General features: G+C 63.3%; 10 protein-coding genes. All 10 read right to left on the bottom strand.

Annotation, left to right across the window (positions count from 1 at the left end; translation table 11 throughout):
- Positions 1 to 46: 46 nt before the first annotated feature.
- Genes tssM through tssE form a run of 10 tightly spaced genes read right to left on the bottom strand, consistent with a single transcriptional unit; the run spans position 47 to position 16,008 of the window.
- Positions 47 to 2,539, bottom strand: coding sequence for a type VI secretion system membrane subunit TssM (gene tssM / locus ACVWSC_RS21905; protein ID WP_442109151.1), 2,493 nt, complete (start codon positions 2,537 to 2,539; stop codon positions 47 to 49).
- Positions 2,536 to 3,444 (bottom strand): type VI secretion system-associated protein TagF, encoded by a 909-nt coding sequence (tagF, locus tag ACVWSC_RS21900; RefSeq protein WP_442109150.1) that lies wholly within the window; start codon positions 3,442 to 3,444, stop codon positions 2,536 to 2,538. The genes tssM and tagF overlap by 4 nt, the downstream gene beginning before the upstream one ends.
- Positions 3,441 to 7,250: a type VI secretion protein IcmF/TssM N-terminal domain-containing protein gene (locus ACVWSC_RS21895; RefSeq protein ID WP_442109149.1), complete on the bottom strand. Its 3,810-nt coding sequence runs from the start codon at positions 7,248 to 7,250 to the stop codon at positions 3,441 to 3,443. The genes tagF and ACVWSC_RS21895 overlap by 4 nt, the downstream gene beginning before the upstream one ends.
- A gap of 30 nt (positions 7,251 to 7,280) precedes the next feature.
- Complete coding sequence (gene icmH / locus ACVWSC_RS21890) at positions 7,281 to 7,997, bottom strand: type IVB secretion system protein IcmH/DotU (protein WP_442109148.1); 717 nt, start codon at positions 7,995 to 7,997, stop codon at positions 7,281 to 7,283.
- Complete coding sequence (tssK, locus tag ACVWSC_RS21885; RefSeq protein WP_442109147.1) at positions 7,994 to 9,337, bottom strand: type VI secretion system baseplate subunit TssK; 1,344 nt, start codon at positions 9,335 to 9,337, stop codon at positions 7,994 to 7,996. The genes icmH and tssK overlap by 4 nt, the downstream gene beginning before the upstream one ends.
- Positions 9,334 to 10,053: a type VI secretion system lipoprotein TssJ gene (tssJ, locus tag ACVWSC_RS21880; RefSeq protein ID WP_442109146.1), complete on the bottom strand. Its 720-nt coding sequence runs from the start codon at positions 10,051 to 10,053 to the stop codon at positions 9,334 to 9,336. Before tssJ ends, tssK begins: the two co-directional genes overlap by 4 nt.
- Before the next feature lie 24 nt (positions 10,054 to 10,077).
- Entirely contained in the window at positions 10,078 to 12,675 is a 2,598-nt protein-coding gene (gene tssH, locus ACVWSC_RS21875) for a type VI secretion system ATPase TssH (RefSeq protein WP_442109145.1), read from the bottom strand.
- Complete coding sequence (tssG, locus tag ACVWSC_RS21870) at positions 12,672 to 13,742, bottom strand: type VI secretion system baseplate subunit TssG (RefSeq protein ID WP_442109144.1); 1,071 nt, start codon at positions 13,740 to 13,742, stop codon at positions 12,672 to 12,674. Before tssG ends, tssH begins: the two co-directional genes overlap by 4 nt.
- Complete coding sequence (tssF, locus tag ACVWSC_RS21865) at positions 13,706 to 15,526, bottom strand: type VI secretion system baseplate subunit TssF (RefSeq protein ID WP_442109143.1); 1,821 nt, start codon at positions 15,524 to 15,526, stop codon at positions 13,706 to 13,708. The genes tssG and tssF overlap by 37 nt, the downstream gene beginning before the upstream one ends.
- Positions 15,526 to 16,008, bottom strand: a complete 483-nt coding sequence (gene tssE / locus ACVWSC_RS21860; RefSeq protein ID WP_442109142.1) for a type VI secretion system baseplate subunit TssE — start codon at positions 16,006 to 16,008, stop codon at positions 15,526 to 15,528. The genes tssF and tssE overlap by 1 nt, the downstream gene beginning before the upstream one ends.
- Between the last annotated feature and the right edge of the window lie 14 nt (positions 16,009 to 16,022).

Here is a 16,022-nt window from a genome sequence, read left to right as displayed (position 1 = left end):
GGCCTCCTCCGGTGAGGCTCGGGCGACCGGTTCTTGCGACGCGGCCTCAGTTGAGTCCGCGCACTTCGATTTCCACCCGGCGATTGGGCTCCAGGCACTTGATCAGTTGTGTTCGTGGTTGTTGCAGATCGCAATTGACCAGCGGCTTGCGGCTGCCCTCACCCTGGGCGACGACCAGTTCGGCAGGTACACCCTTGCCGACCAGGTAAGTGCGGATGGTTTGTGCGCGTTGCTTGGAAACCTGCAGGTTGCCTTGCTTGTCGCCGAGTTGGTCGGCATGCCCCGAGATGATGATCTTGCCGATATTGGGGGTGTTCAGCAGTTTGCTGGCGATCGCACTCAGTTGGTTCTGGCCTTCATTGCGCAGGCTCTGGAAGTCGGCCCGGCCAAACGCGAACAGGGTGTCGGACTCCAGCGTGATGGTCTCGATCGAGCGCAGCGACTGGGCCTGCAGGCTGTTGATGTAGTTGCGCGTACTGGACATCAGGAAGGCGTTGTCGAGGATGCGCGGCACGTCCGGCTCGCGGATCTGGTCGCTGTAGAAGGTGATCTGGCGGCTGGCGTACAGGTAGTCCTGGTTACCGCTGGCATCGCTTGCGTCTGCCATGCTCTGGCCTGTGTGACGGGCGATGGCCGGGTACCAGTAATCGGGCAGGTGCGCCTTGAGGAACGCCGGATCAGCCTTTTCGCGTTGCGCAGGCGCGAGCATCACGTAGGTGTCCAGGGTCGCTTTGCCGAAGTCGGCAATCGTCTGCGCGCGGTTGTCGTGTGGCAAAGCCTCGGCCTCGACGCTGTCGATGCCGCTCACCGCTTGCAACTGCGTGGTATTGCGCTGGTAAACCTTGAGCGTGGTCAGCAGGTACAGGGTGCGGGTGAGGTTGTCGGCCGTGGGCTTGAGCATCACGTTCTGCAGGGTAGCGAAGTAGCGGGCACGCAGCAGCGGCTCCACCGAATAGCCCTGGTACAAGCCCAGGCGCATGCGCAGCGGCACACCCTGCTGGTGGTGCTGCTGGTAATAGTGCTCGCTCCAGAAACGCAGGCGATCGAGGCTGTGCCAGGCGGTGTACTGGCCGCTGGCGTTTTTGTCTTCTGTCTTGGCCAGGGCCAGTTCGCTGGCAAGGCTGGCCAGGGTGCTGCGGTTATTGAAGTACGACCAGCCCCACAGGCTGCACAGCACCAGGCCTGCCAGGCTGGCGGCGGCAACCCAGGTGGCCTTGCGCCGCCGTTGGCGTTGATTGCTGGTGTACAGCGCCACCAGATGCTGGTCGGGAATGATCACCTTGCGAAACAGGCTGTTGATGAACATCGGTGCTGCGTGGCTGGCATTGCTTGCCGCCCCTTGGCCGTGCTCAAGGGCAAAGCGCTCGGCGACGTGCTGGCCATGGCTGCCCCATTGGGCCTCGTCGGCCTCTAGCGCGGCGGTAAAGTAGAAGCCGCGCAGCAGTTCGGCATTTTGGTAAGGGTTGGCACGCAGCAAGCTGTCGACGAACTGCTGCAGGCGCGGCTTGAGCGCGGCCAGCTCCAGCGGGAAGCGATAGGCGGCGTGGTTCTCTCGGGTGATCAGGATGTCCTGCTGCACCAGTTGCTGGTTCGCCACCTGCTGCCAGTAGCTGCTCAGCTCGTCCATGGCCTTGCCGAAGCGCTGGCCCCAGTCGGCCTGCTCATAGCCCTTGTGCGAGAAAGTCTTGCCCATGACTTCGCCGCGGGCGGTGTCGTCCAGTTGGCGATAGAACGGCGTGAAGCCGGGGATCAGGTCGCACTTGGTGAACACCAGGTAAATCGGCAGGCGCACTTCAAGCAGCGCGCAGCTTTCCTGGATGCGCTCGCGCAGGCGTTTGGCCACACGCTCCCGATCCTCGGCCGAGCCCTGCAGGATGTCGGCGATGCTGACGCTGACGATCAGGCCGTTGAGTGGCCGACGCTGACGGTGCTGGCGCAGCAGCTGCAGAAAACCCCGCCACTTGCCGGCTTCTTCCGGGCTGTTCATGTAGCGCCCGGCGGTGTCCAGCAGCACGGCTTCGGCGCTGAAGAACCAGTCACAGTTGCGCGTGCCGCCCAGGCCTGCGACCCGCGCGCCTTCGCGTTCGGCGTAGGGAAAGTTGAGGCCCGACTGCAGGATCATGGTGCTCTTGCCCGCCGCAGGCTGGCCGATCACCAGGTACCAGGGCAAGGCATACAGGGCGTCTTTGGCCGCCGTTGCGCGCGGTTTGTTGCTGTGCAGACGCTCGATACTTTGCAGCAGACGCTCGCGCAACAGGCTGACTTCTTCGCGGTCAGCCGGTGAGGCGTTGAGCACGGCCTGGTCGGCGTCGTCGCGCAGCAGTCCTTCGAGGTTGTGATGCTGGCCGACGCCGCGGTACAGCAGCAGTACATAGCCCGCCGACAGCAGCAGGAACACGCCGATACCGGCCAGCAGGCTGTGCAACGAGGCGAAACCCAAGGCATGGCCGATAGCCCAGACCACGAAGATTGCCAGGAAGAAGGCCACCCCCAGCAGGTAGGGTTGGTAGCGCAGACAGTAGTACTTGATCTTGTTCATACAGGCGTCGCATCCAGCGCATCGACGAACTGGTCGATGACGTGTTCAAGAGGTCGGTCGTAATCGTGTAAGCGGGCTGCCGATGGCATCGGGCTGAGCAGTTGCAGATGCTGACGGGGCTCGGCGCTGCCACTGAGCAGGCGATAGGCACTGCTGGTGTGACGCGACGGGAAGCAGAACAGCCGCGGGTGCATGAAATCGTCGGCCAGCAGGCTTACCGCCGGTATGTCGTGGCGCCCGCTCATGCGCGTCAGCCAGGTCAGCCAGAGGTCGGCGGTGGGGTTCTTCAGGCCGCGCTCAGCAGGCAGTGGCAGCTCGATGCCACCGTCGAAATCGCCGTGCAGCGATGCCCATGTTGCTTGCAGGTGCGCCAGCGCCGTGGCGTTGTCAAAACTCGGCCAGGAGCCGTGCAGCGCCCGGGCAATGTCGTTGAAACTGAAGTCATGGAGGAACTTGGCATGCACGCGGCGGAACAGGTCCAGGTCCTGAGCCTGTAGTGGGCGCAGCGCCTTGATGCGCTCGAACAAGGTGGCAGGCTCGCAGCCTTGCACCGCCTGGTGCAGCAATGGCTTGATTTGCGCGCTGAACAGCTCGCCCAGGGTGAACGGGTTGAGCAGCGCTTCACCTTCCTGGCCCTTGAGCAGTTGGAAGATGAAAAACGGGTAGCGCCGCGCGCTGGCATCGCACGAGCTGAGCATGCCGCCCAGCAGCCAGTTGCCACTGCGCGCGCGGTAGCTGAAGAAGCACATCGGCAGCGGGTCGAACAACGCCTGCCAGTCATCGCAGTGGCGCATGGCCGCCAGCGAAGACTGCAGCCAGGCGTCGAACTCGCAGACTTCTTCCGCCGCGCCATGCAGGCTGACGAAATCCGCGCTCGACGGGAGCTTGCCGAAGCAGCCGATCATTGCACGCCCCGGCCGCTGTCGTTGAGGGCGCTCAGCGCCTTGACGTCACCCAGGTCGGTCAGTTTGACCCCACCGAAGTTACGCACCACCAGGCTCACCCGACCGTTGGCAGTGTTCCAGCTGAAGCGTTGCTGGATGCCGTCGAGGTCTTCGACCCGGGCGCTTTCGTTCATGCGCAGCAGGCCCCAGCGTCCGGGGAAGTCGAACACGGTAATGCGTGCGCCGCTCAGGGTGATCACGTCCAGGCGTGCGCCCGGTGCGTTGCTGGTGCCAGGCCAGGCGAACCGGCTCCAGCTGCTGCGGCCGTTGCGGTAATGCTGCTCCTGACCGTCGAGGGTGAAGACGATGTCGGTGAAGTTGGCCGACGGATCGAGCATGATCTCGAAGCCGTTGTCGCGATCAGACAAGCTGGCGATCACCTGGCCCACCGAGCTGGCCTTGTCGATGCTTCTGAGCATGCCCGGATTGACCAGCGCCGCTGCCTTGCCATCGCCCAGGCCCAGGCCTTCGCCGCCGGAGAGGTTGCCGATTTCATTGCGTTTGAAGGTGGGCAACAAGCCACTGTCGGGATCGACGAAGCGTTGCAGGTCTTTGACCGACGCTTCGTTGCGGCTGCCGTTGGCGATGGGGTAGCGGTGCGCCATGACCTGCTCCCACGGCTTGGCAATCTGCTGTGCCCAGGCCTTGGCAATCTGTTGGCCGGCCGGGTCGCGCAAGGTTTCCCAGGCGTACTGAATAGGCAGGCTGAACAGCGCCTGCAGCGAGCGCGACAAACCGTCCTGGCTGGTGTCGACGCTGGTTTCCACGTAGTTGCGCACGGTGGTCACTTCGCTCGGCTGGCCCTCCAGGGTTTCGCTGATCAACTGCTTGCTGCTTTTGCCCACGTCTTGCGAGCGCTGGATGTTGTTCATGCGCACTTTGAGCTTGCGCAGTGCCGCCAGGTAGCGGTCCATGATGGTGCTGTCAGCACCTTCGGCGTTGTGTGCGGCGAACACCCGCGACACCGGTTCGAAGCGCTTGGCCAGGCTACCGTCGTCGATTGCCGGCAACACCGGGGCGACGGTAGTGGCCAGGGTGTCCTTGTCGTCGAACAGGCCGCTGACCTTGCTCCAGAAACCATCCACGCGGACGGCGCCGGGGCTTGGGATTTCCCGCTTGATCGGCAGGTCCCACTGGGTGTTGTCGTTGACCGCGGCCAGCAGGTTTTTCACCGGCGAGTTTTGCACGTCGCTGAGCAGCCCTAGTTGCTGGGTGGCCGAGGCCAGGTCAGCGAAGTGGCGTACGCCAACGTTGCTGATCATCTTGTACCAGGCCTGGGTGTAATCGCGCTTGTAGCGGGTCATGAACTCGCGCACGAAATTGGCCTTCTGCACGATGGCGTCACCGCCTTCGCCGTCCAGCACCCAGTCGGATTCGTTGCGCAGGTTGCCCGACACCAGCTTGATCAACTCGGGTTTGACGAAGGTTTCCCAGCCCTGGCGGGTGTAGATCGCCGGTACGCCAGCGGAGCCGTGCAGCAGCGCGCGACCAGGCTGCGCAACCAGGTCGTTGAGGCTTAGTGCCGGAAACTGGCGGCTGGCTTCGAGTTGCAGGCGCAGGTATTCGCGGTCGACCAGCGAGCTGGAGAGCATGAACGACTTGAGGTTCTGCCGGGTTTCGCTGATCAGCTGTTCGTTGCGTGGCAGCGATGGGGCCTGGCCCTGTTCAAGCAGTTGCACATACAGCGGGGCATTTTCTTCGATTACCCCGGCGTCGGCCGAGGTGCCTTCGTTGGCGGCACTGGCCCAGGCCTGGGGCAGGCTGGCGGCGACGAAGGCCGGATCGGGGTGCGCCTGGGGTTCGGTCAGCATCAGGTACAGCTTGAGGGTGTTGTAGGCATCGATGATCGACGCCACTTGCTGCTCGTCCAGACGCCCGAGCATTTCTTCGGAGAGCGACAGGCCACCGGTGGTAGCCGACAGATCAGCGGCATCGTTAGCCGTCGCCAGATTGACCTTGGCGGCATAGCCAGCGATGCGGGTCGTGCCCAGTGCTGCCTGCGCGCTGGCGGCGACTGTTGGCGCCAACGGCTTGCCGTTACGGCGTTTTGGCGCGGGTGCCGGAGTGAACTCCAGCGCCTGGTTGATACCGCTGGCGAAGGTGTTGAAGGACCGCATCTGCACCTGCAGGTTACGCGAGATCGGTTCCAGCGCCTGGCTGCGCAGTTGTTCCAGGTAGGCACTGCGGGTGACCTGGTGGATCGCTTCACCCTGGTACAGGCCAGCCCCCAGCTGCAGGGGCACGCCTTGCAGGCGATGTGCCTCGACGCTGGCCATCTGCTGGCGCAGCACTTGCAATCCTTTACCGGCGGCCAGCAGTTGCTCGCGGTCGTCGGCCTGCTCCAGGTGTGTCAGTTGCCCGCGCAGGCTGTCCAGCCATTGCCGGTTGTTGACGAACGACAGCGCCTGCCAGGCGATGAACAACACACCAGCGCCGGCGGCCAGGCCCAGCAGCAGCGGGCTGAACGCGCCCTGGCGGTTCTGGCGTGACTGGTACAGGGTCAGGTCGCGGTCGGGGAAGATCACCCGGCGGAAAGTGTCGGTGATGAAGTAACTACGGTTGCCTTGGGGTTTGCCAGTGGTCTGGCTGCCGTCATCGTCGGCGGCCTGCAGGGCGAAGTCCTCGGCGATGGCGTCTTCGTAGACCTGGCCCAGGTGCTGGTGGGTCTGCACTGCGCTGGTGAAGTACAGGCCGCGCAGCAGGAGCGGGGCGCTGGCGCGGTGGGCGCGGGTGAAATGCTCGAGGAATTGTTCGAGCACGCCGCTCAGCGCGGCAAAGTACTGTGGGAAGTTCACCAGGGTGCTGTCGGCCTCGGCACCGAGGGCGATCATTTGCGCGTCGACGTGTTGGCCGATATGGCTCTGCAGGTTTTTCAGGCGGGTTTCGAGCACGGCATGCAAGCCGTTGTTGCGAATCTCGGCCAGGCCGAAGGTCATGCCCAGCGGCTGCTGGCGATCATGCAGATCGAGACCTTCGAACGCCTGGTTGAAGCCCGGCAGCTGGTCGGTTTTGCTCAACATCAGGTAGATCGGCGGGTTGGCGCCCAGGCACTCGGTGTACTCCTCCACCCGCGCCACCAGCTGCGCGGCCAGGGCATTGCGCTCATCGCTGTTGGCGGCCAGCAGCTCGGGCAGGCTGACCACCAGCACCAGGCCGTTGATCGCGGCCTTGCCACGCTGTTTGCGCAGCATGCGCAAGAACGCCGAGAACTCACTGGCCGACTGGTCGTCACGCAGGTAGCGGCCGGCGGTGTCGATCATCACCGCGTCGGGGCTGAAGTACCAGTCGCAGTGCTGCGTGCCGCTTTCGCTGTCGTTGGCCGTGGCGATGCTGGCCGACAGGCCCGAGTGGGTCAGCAGTGAGGTTTTGCCCGCAGCCGACATACCCATGACCAGGTACCACGGCAGGTCAGACAGCGCCGCCTTGCCACCGCCACCGGTGGAGCGGTCGGTGCGCAGCATGGTAATGGCATGCTTGAGGCGCTCGCGCAGCACCTGTTGGTCACGGAATTCACCGGTGGCATTCCACGAGCGGTCGACCTCGATCTGCAGCAGGTTTTCCAGGTTGTGTTCGGCGCGGATACGCTGGTACTGGCGCAACACGATCAGCAACAAGAAGCAGGCGCTGATGATCGCCATGGCCTCCGCTACATGGTTGTGCAACCACGGCAGCAGTGGCGCCAGCAGCCAGCACATCAACAGGCTCGCCAGCCACAACAGTGGCAGGAGAATCCAGAAACTCTTCAACAGACGCAGTAGTGTTTTCATGTCTTCCTGACTCGGCTACCTGAGGTGTGCTCAGGCACTGAACAGCTGGCGGATTTGTTCGGAGAGGGCAGCGACGTCCTTGTCGAGCAGCCAGTCGAGCGTCAGGTACACCGCGACGCAGACCAGCGCGATCAACGCCAGGTACACCCACAACGGCACCTCGTGGCGCAGCATCTGTGACACCTGGTCGGGCAGCGCCCAGTCGGGTGCCAGGGTTTTTGGTGGCTTGCGATAGCGGGCGATATCCTGGCCCAGGGTGTTGGCCAGGTAGCGCAGTTGGTCTTTCTGGCCGAGGCTGAACTTGCCCTCAAAGCCCAGGGCCAGGCACAGGTGGTAGACCTCAAGCACGTCGATGTTGCCTTTGACGTCGGCCCGCAGCGCGTCGACCTTCTCGAAGAAGCCTTCACCGGCCAGGTGCACACCGAAGTAGCGGAACTGCAGCGGTTGCAATTCGAAGTGCCGACGCAGTTCGTTGTCGCCCGAACGCAGCACGCTTTCGTCGAGGAATGCACACAGGGCGTACTGGGTGTCTTTGACCTGTTCGACGCTATAGTTGGCCGCGCGGGCTTCGTGTTCGAGGTTGGTGAAGAAGCGCTCGACGCTACCCTCGAAGGCCGGCACCGAGGTGACCTGACGCCCGCGGCGGACAATCAGCGCCATGCTGATGAAATCCTGGGCCAGCGCTTTGAGGGTCGGCTTGTCGTGGGCGGCCGAATCGGCGCCCTGCTGCAGTACGGCTTCGGTCATTTGAGCACCGCCATCAGTTCGAGCTTGAGGTTGGTAAAGGCGCTGGGCGCATAGAAGCAGATGCTCTGGGCGCTCATCATTCGCTCATAGACATGGCCGTGCGGCTCGATGGCGAAGTACTGGTTGTCCAGGCGCACCGGAATCGCGTTAGGCAGGCGAGCCGCATGGTTGAGGGTGACACCGGGCATGGCGCTGTTGACCACCACCTCGATGTCTTCCGGCGAACCGACCTTGAACGCTCTCGGCACCAGTTCCAGCAGGCTGGCACCGGGCATGTCGGCGTGCACCGAAATATAGAAATCGGCCTCGGCCAGGCGTGGATCGCGCAGTTGGCCTTGCCAGTAGGACGGCTTGGTCTGGTTGAGGTCGATGACGATGCACTGGTTGGGCACAACGTTGTCGAGCATCACTCGGATCATCTCGTCGAGCTTGACCAGCGATGCTGCCGGGTCGTGGTGGTCGTACTCGGGGAGGTCACTGAGCTGGCTGTCGAGGGTGAAGGTCAGCAGGCCACCGGCAAGGTCGGCAAGGAACAGGTACAGGCGTTCCGGATGCAGGCGCGGGTGAGTCAGCAGGTGAGCCAGTTGCGGGTGGGCGCGGTTGACGGTATTGAGCAGCCAGAACAGGGTGACGTCGCTGGAGCCGAATTCGGCGATCTGGTCGGCACGTTCACGGCGGCGCCCCGACAGGGCTTTGCTCTTGGCCTGCAGGGCACCGAGCAGGCGCTTGCCAATACCGGCCAGGGTCTCGTGGCTGCCCAGGTGCAGGGTAGGGTGAACAAAGTGCGGGTCGAGGTTGAAACCGCCCATGCTGTTGCGCGTTAACTTGGCCAGCGGGCAGTGGCTATAGCCATCGAGGCTGTCGCCATCGACCAGCAACACCACGTTCAGGCGCAGGCTGGTGATTTCGTTTTCCAGCTCGCCTTCGTTGAGGTCGGGCAGGGTGTCGAACTGCTTGCGAAAGCGCCGCGAGGCCTTGTGCTCCTGACCGTCCTCGACGTAGTTGAGGCCAAACGGCTCGGGCAACTTGAGTGCGGCGTAGACCTTCAGATCGTTAGCCTTGAGCAGGTCTTTGAGGTCGCGAGCGGCCGGCAGCGGGTCGTGCTGCGGTGCGTCGTACAGGCTGCCGTCGGGGAACACCAGCTTCAGGCGCTTGAGCTGCAGCGAGCCGTTGGCCAGGGCATCTTCGTCCACCTGCAAGGTTTGCACGCCCCAGTGGAACGGGGTGCTGCGCAGGCTTGCCTCGGCCAGCTGATGCTGGTGGAACTCATCCTGATACTGGAAGTGCTGGGGCAGCAGGAACATGCCTTCTGACCACATCACCCGGCTCTGCTTGCTCATTTGACGCTATCCACTAAAGAGTTGAAGGTTGAATCCATGGCGTTGCGCGCTGACTGGCCGGCGGCGTCGCTGGCCTTGTCGATGACGGCGTCTTGCGCTTTGTCGGCAAGGCTCGGCGCCACAGCCTTTGGCTGGGCGATGGCAAGCTGTTCGGCGGTGGCGGGTTTGTTCAGCACATCCATGCCGCGCATGGCGGTGATCGTGGTGTCGTCCACCAGCACCCGCAGGCCGTCGGACGAGAACCAGATACCGTCCTTGCGCAGCGAGTTGGCGTCGAAGGCGACCTTCCAGCGGGCATCCTGATCATTACGGAAGAACGCAGCGACGCCGACGTAACGGGTGCTTTTGGCCAGCGGCCACTGGTCGATCTGGCCCATGCCCGGCAGCAAGGTGATCTCACGGGCTTCGACCAGGGTGTTGCCCAAGGCTTTTTCCGGTGCATCCCAGAGGGTGTCTGCGTCGGCCGAGGCGAAGCGTTCGAGGTCGGTCATCTGGTAAACGCGCATGACCACCGACAACGGCTTGCCCTCGACATCAGGGTTGAGCTGGTTACCGCCATCGGCGGTCAGAATCACTTTCTCGCTGTCGGCCAGCATGTCGGCCGCCCAGCTGTCTTCCATGCGTTTGCCGATACGGTCGGTGACGCCGCAGCCGGCAAGCGTCAGCAGCAGGGCGGCGGCGATCAGGCGCTTGAGGACGGTCGGGTTGTGGTGCATGACGGTTAAACCTCCGGGTACTCGTCAGGCCAGGCGATAGGCGAAATCGCCATCGCTGCCCAGCTCAATCACAAGGCGTTCGATTGGCGTGTCCTGGGCCATGCGTTCGAGCACATGCTGGGCGAGTTCGGGCATCAGGGTCTGCGACAGGATGTTGTCGATGTTGCGCGCCCCGCTGTCGACTTCGGTGCAGCGTTCGGCGATGGCCTTGACCAGCGCCTCGTCGTAACTGAGTACGGCCTGATGGTTGCGGGCAAAGCGCTTGGCGATGCGTTCGAGCTTGAGGGCGACGATGCGTTCCAGCACCTGGTCTTGCACCGGGTAGAACGGCACGATGCTCAGGCGACCGAGGAACGCCGGTTTGAACACTTGGTTCAGTTCACTGCGCAAACCGTCAACGATGGCTTCAGGGGTGGGCAACGGGTTGGCAAACAGGCAGGTCTGCATGATCCGTTCGGTGCCGGTGTTGGAGGTAAGGATGATCACCGTGTTGCGGAAGTTGATCTCACGGCCTTCGCCGTCGTCCAGCACGCCCTTGTCGAACACCTGGAAAAACAGTTCGAGCACGTCGGGGTGGGCTTTTTCCACCTCGTCGAGCAACACCACGCTGTATGGCTTACGCCGTACCGCTTCGGTCAGCACGCCGCCTTCACCGTAACCGACGTAGCCGGGTGGCGAGCCTTTTAGGCTCGACACGGTGTGGGCCTCCTGGTACTCGGACATGTTGATGGTGATCAGGTTGCGCTCGCCGCCGTACAAGGTGTCGGCCAGGGCCAGGGCAGTTTCGGTCTTGCCTACGCCGCTGGGGCCGAGCAGCAGGAACACGCCGATAGGCTTGTTCGGGTCTTCCATGCGCGCGCGGGAAATCTTGATGCGCTTGCCGATCTCGTGCAGGGCGTGGTCCTGCCCCAGCACGCGTTCGCCGAGCAGGGCTGGCAGGCGCTGCACGGTGTCGATTTCATCACGCAGCATCTTGCCCAGCGGGATGCCAGTCCAGCCGCTGATCACCTGGGCGATGGCGCCGGTATCGACCAGCGCGTGGACCAACGGCTGGTCGCCTTGCACCCGGCTCAACTCGGCGCGCAGGGCGTTGAGCTGCTGGGCATCGGCGTCGTTGGCGGCGTCCAGGGCCTTGAGCTGCTCGACCAGCGCCAGCTCCTGTTGCCACTGTTCGTTCAGCTGTTGTTCGTGTTGCTGTTCAACTTTTAGTGCGGCCTGCAGTTCGCCCAGGCGGCGGGCATGGTCGTGACCTTTGCCGGCTTCGTGGTCGAGCACGGCGATTTCGGCCTGCAGGTTGTCGATCTGCCGGCGGCAGTCTTCCAGCGCACCGGGCTGCGACGACTGCGCCAGGGCAATGCGCGCACAGGCGGTGTCGAGCACGCTGACCGCCTTGTCGGGCAGTTGGCGACCGGTGATGTAACGGTTGGACAGGCGCACGGCTTGTACCAGCGCTTCGTCCATCACCGCCACCTTGTGGTGCTCGCGCATCTTGCCGAGCAGGCCGCGCAACATGTGGATGGCTTTGTCTTCGTCTGGCTCTTCAACCTTGACCACCTGGAAGCGGCGGGCGAGGGCGGCGTCTTTTTCAAAGTACTTTTTATATTCAGCCCAGGTGGTGGCGGCGATGGTCCGCAGCTCACCACGGGCCAAGGCCGGCTTGAGCAGGTTGGCGGCGTCGTTCTGCCCGGCCTGGCCACCGGAGCCGATCAAGGTGTGGGCTTCGTCAATGAACAGGATGATCGGGTGCACGCTGCGTTTGACCTCTTCGATCACCGCCTTCAGACGATTTTCGAACTCGCCTTTGACCCCGGCGCCGGCCTGCAGCAAGCCGAGGTCCAGGGTGTGCAGGGCCACCGTCTTGAGTACGGCCGGTACGTCGCCCTGGGCGATGCGCAGGGCTAGGCCTTCGACCACGGCCGTTTTGCCGACCCCAGCCTCGCCGGTGAGAATCGGATTGTTCTGGCGCCGACGGGTGAGGATGTCGACCATCTGCCGCACTTCGAACTCACGCCCCAGCACAGGGTCGATTCGGCCTTCCCGGGCGCTCTGGGTGAGGTTGATGGTGTACTGGTCCAGGGCCGGGGTTTTGCCTCCGGCCTTGGTGTTAGCGGTTACCGGCGCTGCGGGGCTGCCCAGGGGGCTGGCGAGCCTGGATTCGGCGCTGCCTTCCACCAGGGCGGTGAGGTTCAGGCGCAGGTCGTCGACATTGATTTTCTCCAGCTCCGGCGCCGAGGCAATCACCACGCGGCGCAGCTCGGCGTCGTCGAGCAAGGCCTGCAGCAAATGGGCGCTGCGCACCTGGCCGACGCCGTATTCGATCGAGGCCAGTACCCAGGCGTGCTCGATCAGGCGGGTGATGTGCGGCGACAGTGCCGGGGTGCGGCTGTTGCCTTTCTTGAAGGTGCCCAGGGCGGTCACCAGTTGTGCCTGCAGGCGCTCGGCGACCACCTCGTAATGGCGCAGAATCTGCGGCAAGTCGCTGTCGCTGGAGTCGAGCAGTTGCAGCAGCAGGTGCTCCACTTCGACATCGTAGTGGTGTTCCGACAGGCACAGGGCCGCCGCGCTTTCAGTGGCCGTGCGGCTGGTTTCGTTGAGCTTGGCGAACAGAGACTTCAGGTTCACAAGGCGACCCCATCGTAAGGAATGTGGAAGACGGCGCAACGCGAAGGTTCTACGTCACGCTCAGGGCGTTTGAGCCAGCCCAGCCAGCCCAGGGCAACGTTGCCGCTACGGCCCAGCTGGGCGCGTGGAACGGCCTCGCGCTTGAGGCGGGGGGCAATTTCGAAGTCCAGCTCTGCACCTATATAGAAGCGCACCAGCTCGACCAGCTTGCGAAAGTCCTCGGTACCGGGTTGCACGCGCTGGTAATCGGCCAGGCTCAACGGGCCCAGCTCGATACGGATGCACGATTGGTAATCCCACACGCGCTTACCGGCTACGGCACTGTGGCCCAGTTGCGCGTTCTTGCGGCCGAGCTGGGTGCACTGTTCAGGCTGCAGGTTCAGCCAGCGTCCGGCGAACTGTTTGACCTTGACGGGCAGCGAGAAGTAGAAGCCCAGCATCACTTCGAGATTGAGCGCGTTGCGTGGCTTCTGGCTGAGCAGCCCGGCGAAGTAGCTGAACAGTTCGCGGCGCAGCGCCGACGGCTGCTGCTCGAACTTCAACTGTTGCGCGCGCGGGCCCAGGCCGACCAGGTTGAGCAGGTAGCCATCAAAGCCCGAAGCACCGTTGCGCTCGTGCTCGATATGAAATTTGTACTTCTGCCAGGCCTCGTAGAACAGCGTGGTCATGCGGTGCGAGAAAATGTCGAGAAACGCATGGGCGGCATCGTCGCGGTACTGCACGTGGCGTTCGAGCAACAACTCGGTGTACGGCCGTGGCAGCACGCCCGACGGCCCGACCAGGCCCATGAAGGTGACCTGGATTTCTGAAAGCGGTAGCCCGGCCGGCGACACTTTGCCTTCACGTTCGAAGTGCAGGTCACTGACCTCACTGGCCGGAAACGCCAGCGACAGTTGGCTGCGAAAGCGCAGTGGATCTTCGTGCGGCCGGGTGGCCAGATCCATTCGCCCGGTGCGGCTGTAATGTAGGCGGAGCAGGCGCACCAATTGAAAGAATTCGAATCGGTGCGGCTCGGCTCGGGCCTGATCGATCAGACCAGGGGCTGATCGCCAGTGCGTGCTGGCCATTGGACGACTCTCTTTTCTCGTTGTTGGGTGCGCAAGGTCAGTTGGGTGAAGCTGTTCATCGAGCAGTACTGGCCGAAGAAGTGGTCCAGCACCATGGCAAACAGGAACACGCCACTACCGGTGAATTGACTCTCGTCCAGGGTCAGGGTGATGCCCACGCCACGGACGAAGTTCGGTCGCGGGTGGCCGATGCGTGCCACCACCGGTTCGCTGCTGATCGCCTTGATGCCGTTGATCTGCTTACGGATGGCTGCGACGTTGCGGTAGTTGTACAGCGACAGCAGTTCGAGCAGCACTTCGCGACCCTGGCTGACCAACGACAGGTGGTTGAGCGACAGGTGCGCGATCAGCCGCCAGATCAGGCCCTTGCCCAGCGGCACGCGTACCGTGGCGGTAGGCTTGCGCAGGCAGCGGATGTCCTTGATCACCGAATTGGCCGGAATGTTGAAGTCGCCACGCTCGCCACCGAACGGCAGCATCAGCGGCACATCGCGGTTGCTGCAGGTGAGGTTGATGCTCAGGGTGTCGCTGTTGCCGTCGATCAGTTCCAGGTCGCGGTCAACCACACGGATACTCATGGCGGTGGCATCGCCCTGGTTGCGGCGGCGGGCGATCCAGAAGCTGGTGTGCGGATCTTGTTCGCCACGCGGCTCGAAGAACGGCTGACAGGTGCCGACCTGGTCGATACCACCGAGCTTGCGCACCCGCCGCACGCGGTCGATCGACACCACTTCGGCGGCATTGTGCAGGCGGATGTCCGGGGTAACCGGGTATTCGTGCTGAGTGTGGGTGAGCTTGATCGGCTCGGCCTGCTGGCGGAACAGATTGATGATCGGTGTGCAGTTGAGCTTGAAGTTGTTACGCCCGATGTTCTGGGTCAGCCGCGCCAGGCGCTCGCTGAGGTCGTAGTCGGAAAAGTAGAAATTGATCTCGACGTGCTCGATGGCCTTGCCCTGCAGAATGCGGGCAAAACCGCTGAGGTCGAAGAACATGAATTTGTCGGGGAAGGTGAAGTATTCATGCAGCAGCCGATAGCCCAGGAACGAACGCTCGGCGTAGTCCACCAGGCCTTCGTCGCGGCCATAGCCGACGGCACTGAGGGCATTGGCTGGCAGGGCAATTTCACGGTTGCGGCCTTGGTCCTGGAAACTCAAGGTGGCCTTGGCCAGGTTGTTGAACAGCAGCTCGTACAGCTGCAGCATCAGCGTGGCTTCGCCATCGAGGAAGAAGCGCAGGCGCTCCAGCGCCAGTTGGCCGAACAGGGCATCGCCCGTCGCTTCCAGGCGAATGCGCAGGCGCGCCACCAGATCGGCGCTGTGGCCGTTGAACGCCGAGCGTTCCATTTCAGTGAACGACGCCTGTTGCACGGCGATCGGCCAGAGCTCCACCGGATAGCAGGTGCGGAACTTGCAGACCACGCCCTCGACCGCATTGGCGTGCATTTCGGTATGACGGGCTACGTGGTAGGCCTCGGTGACCTTTTCATGCTTGCCCAGGCTCAGCTCGGCGATCGACATCGACGGGGTAGGGCGCAGGTAGTGCGGGTACAGCACCTCAAGGAACGACTCGACAATTTCCGGAAACTCGTCATCGAGCTTTTTGTGCACCCGTGCAGACAGGAACGAGAACGCCTCGATCAGGCGCTCGGTGTGCGGGTCTTCGCAGTTGTCGCCTTCGATCAGCAGCCGCGAAGCAATCTTCGGGTACTGCGTAGCAAACTCCTGGCCGAGGAAGCGCAGGTGCGACAGTTCCTTTTCGTAGTAGGGCAGCAGTTCGTCGAGCATCAGTTGAGGTTCTGCACTTTGTATTCCTGGGTGTTGACCTGCAGCACGGCGTCGAATGACACCTGGCGGCTGATGTCTTGCAGACGCAACACGGCGTCCACGCGAAAGGTCAACATGCGGTGGCCGTTCTGCTGGGCCAACAGCTGTACGCGAACCCGGCGAAAACGTCGGTCGCCGGTGCTGATCGCGCGCTCCAGCTGTTGCTGAATGATCCGGCGATCTTGCGGGTCGAGCACGCTGCGGCTGATGAAGTCGGGCATGCCGTATTCAAGGATGGAACCACCGAGTTGGCTGAAGCCCTTGAGCTCCTCGGCGACCAGGGGCTGGCGGGTGTTCACCAGCACCTCCAGGTCGCGGACGATGCTCGCCTTGTACTCGGCCAGCGAACAGGTGCGCTGCACTGCCGGCTCGGCCGACTGGTGCGGACGGTCGTCCAGCAGTCGGTCGAGCAGTGAGGGCAGCAGGCGGGCCTGGTTACTCATGTGTCATCCCTGTA

This window comes from Pseudomonas sp. NUPR-002, from assembly GCF_056322725.1.
This window is presented reverse-complemented; position numbering and strand designations above follow the sequence as displayed.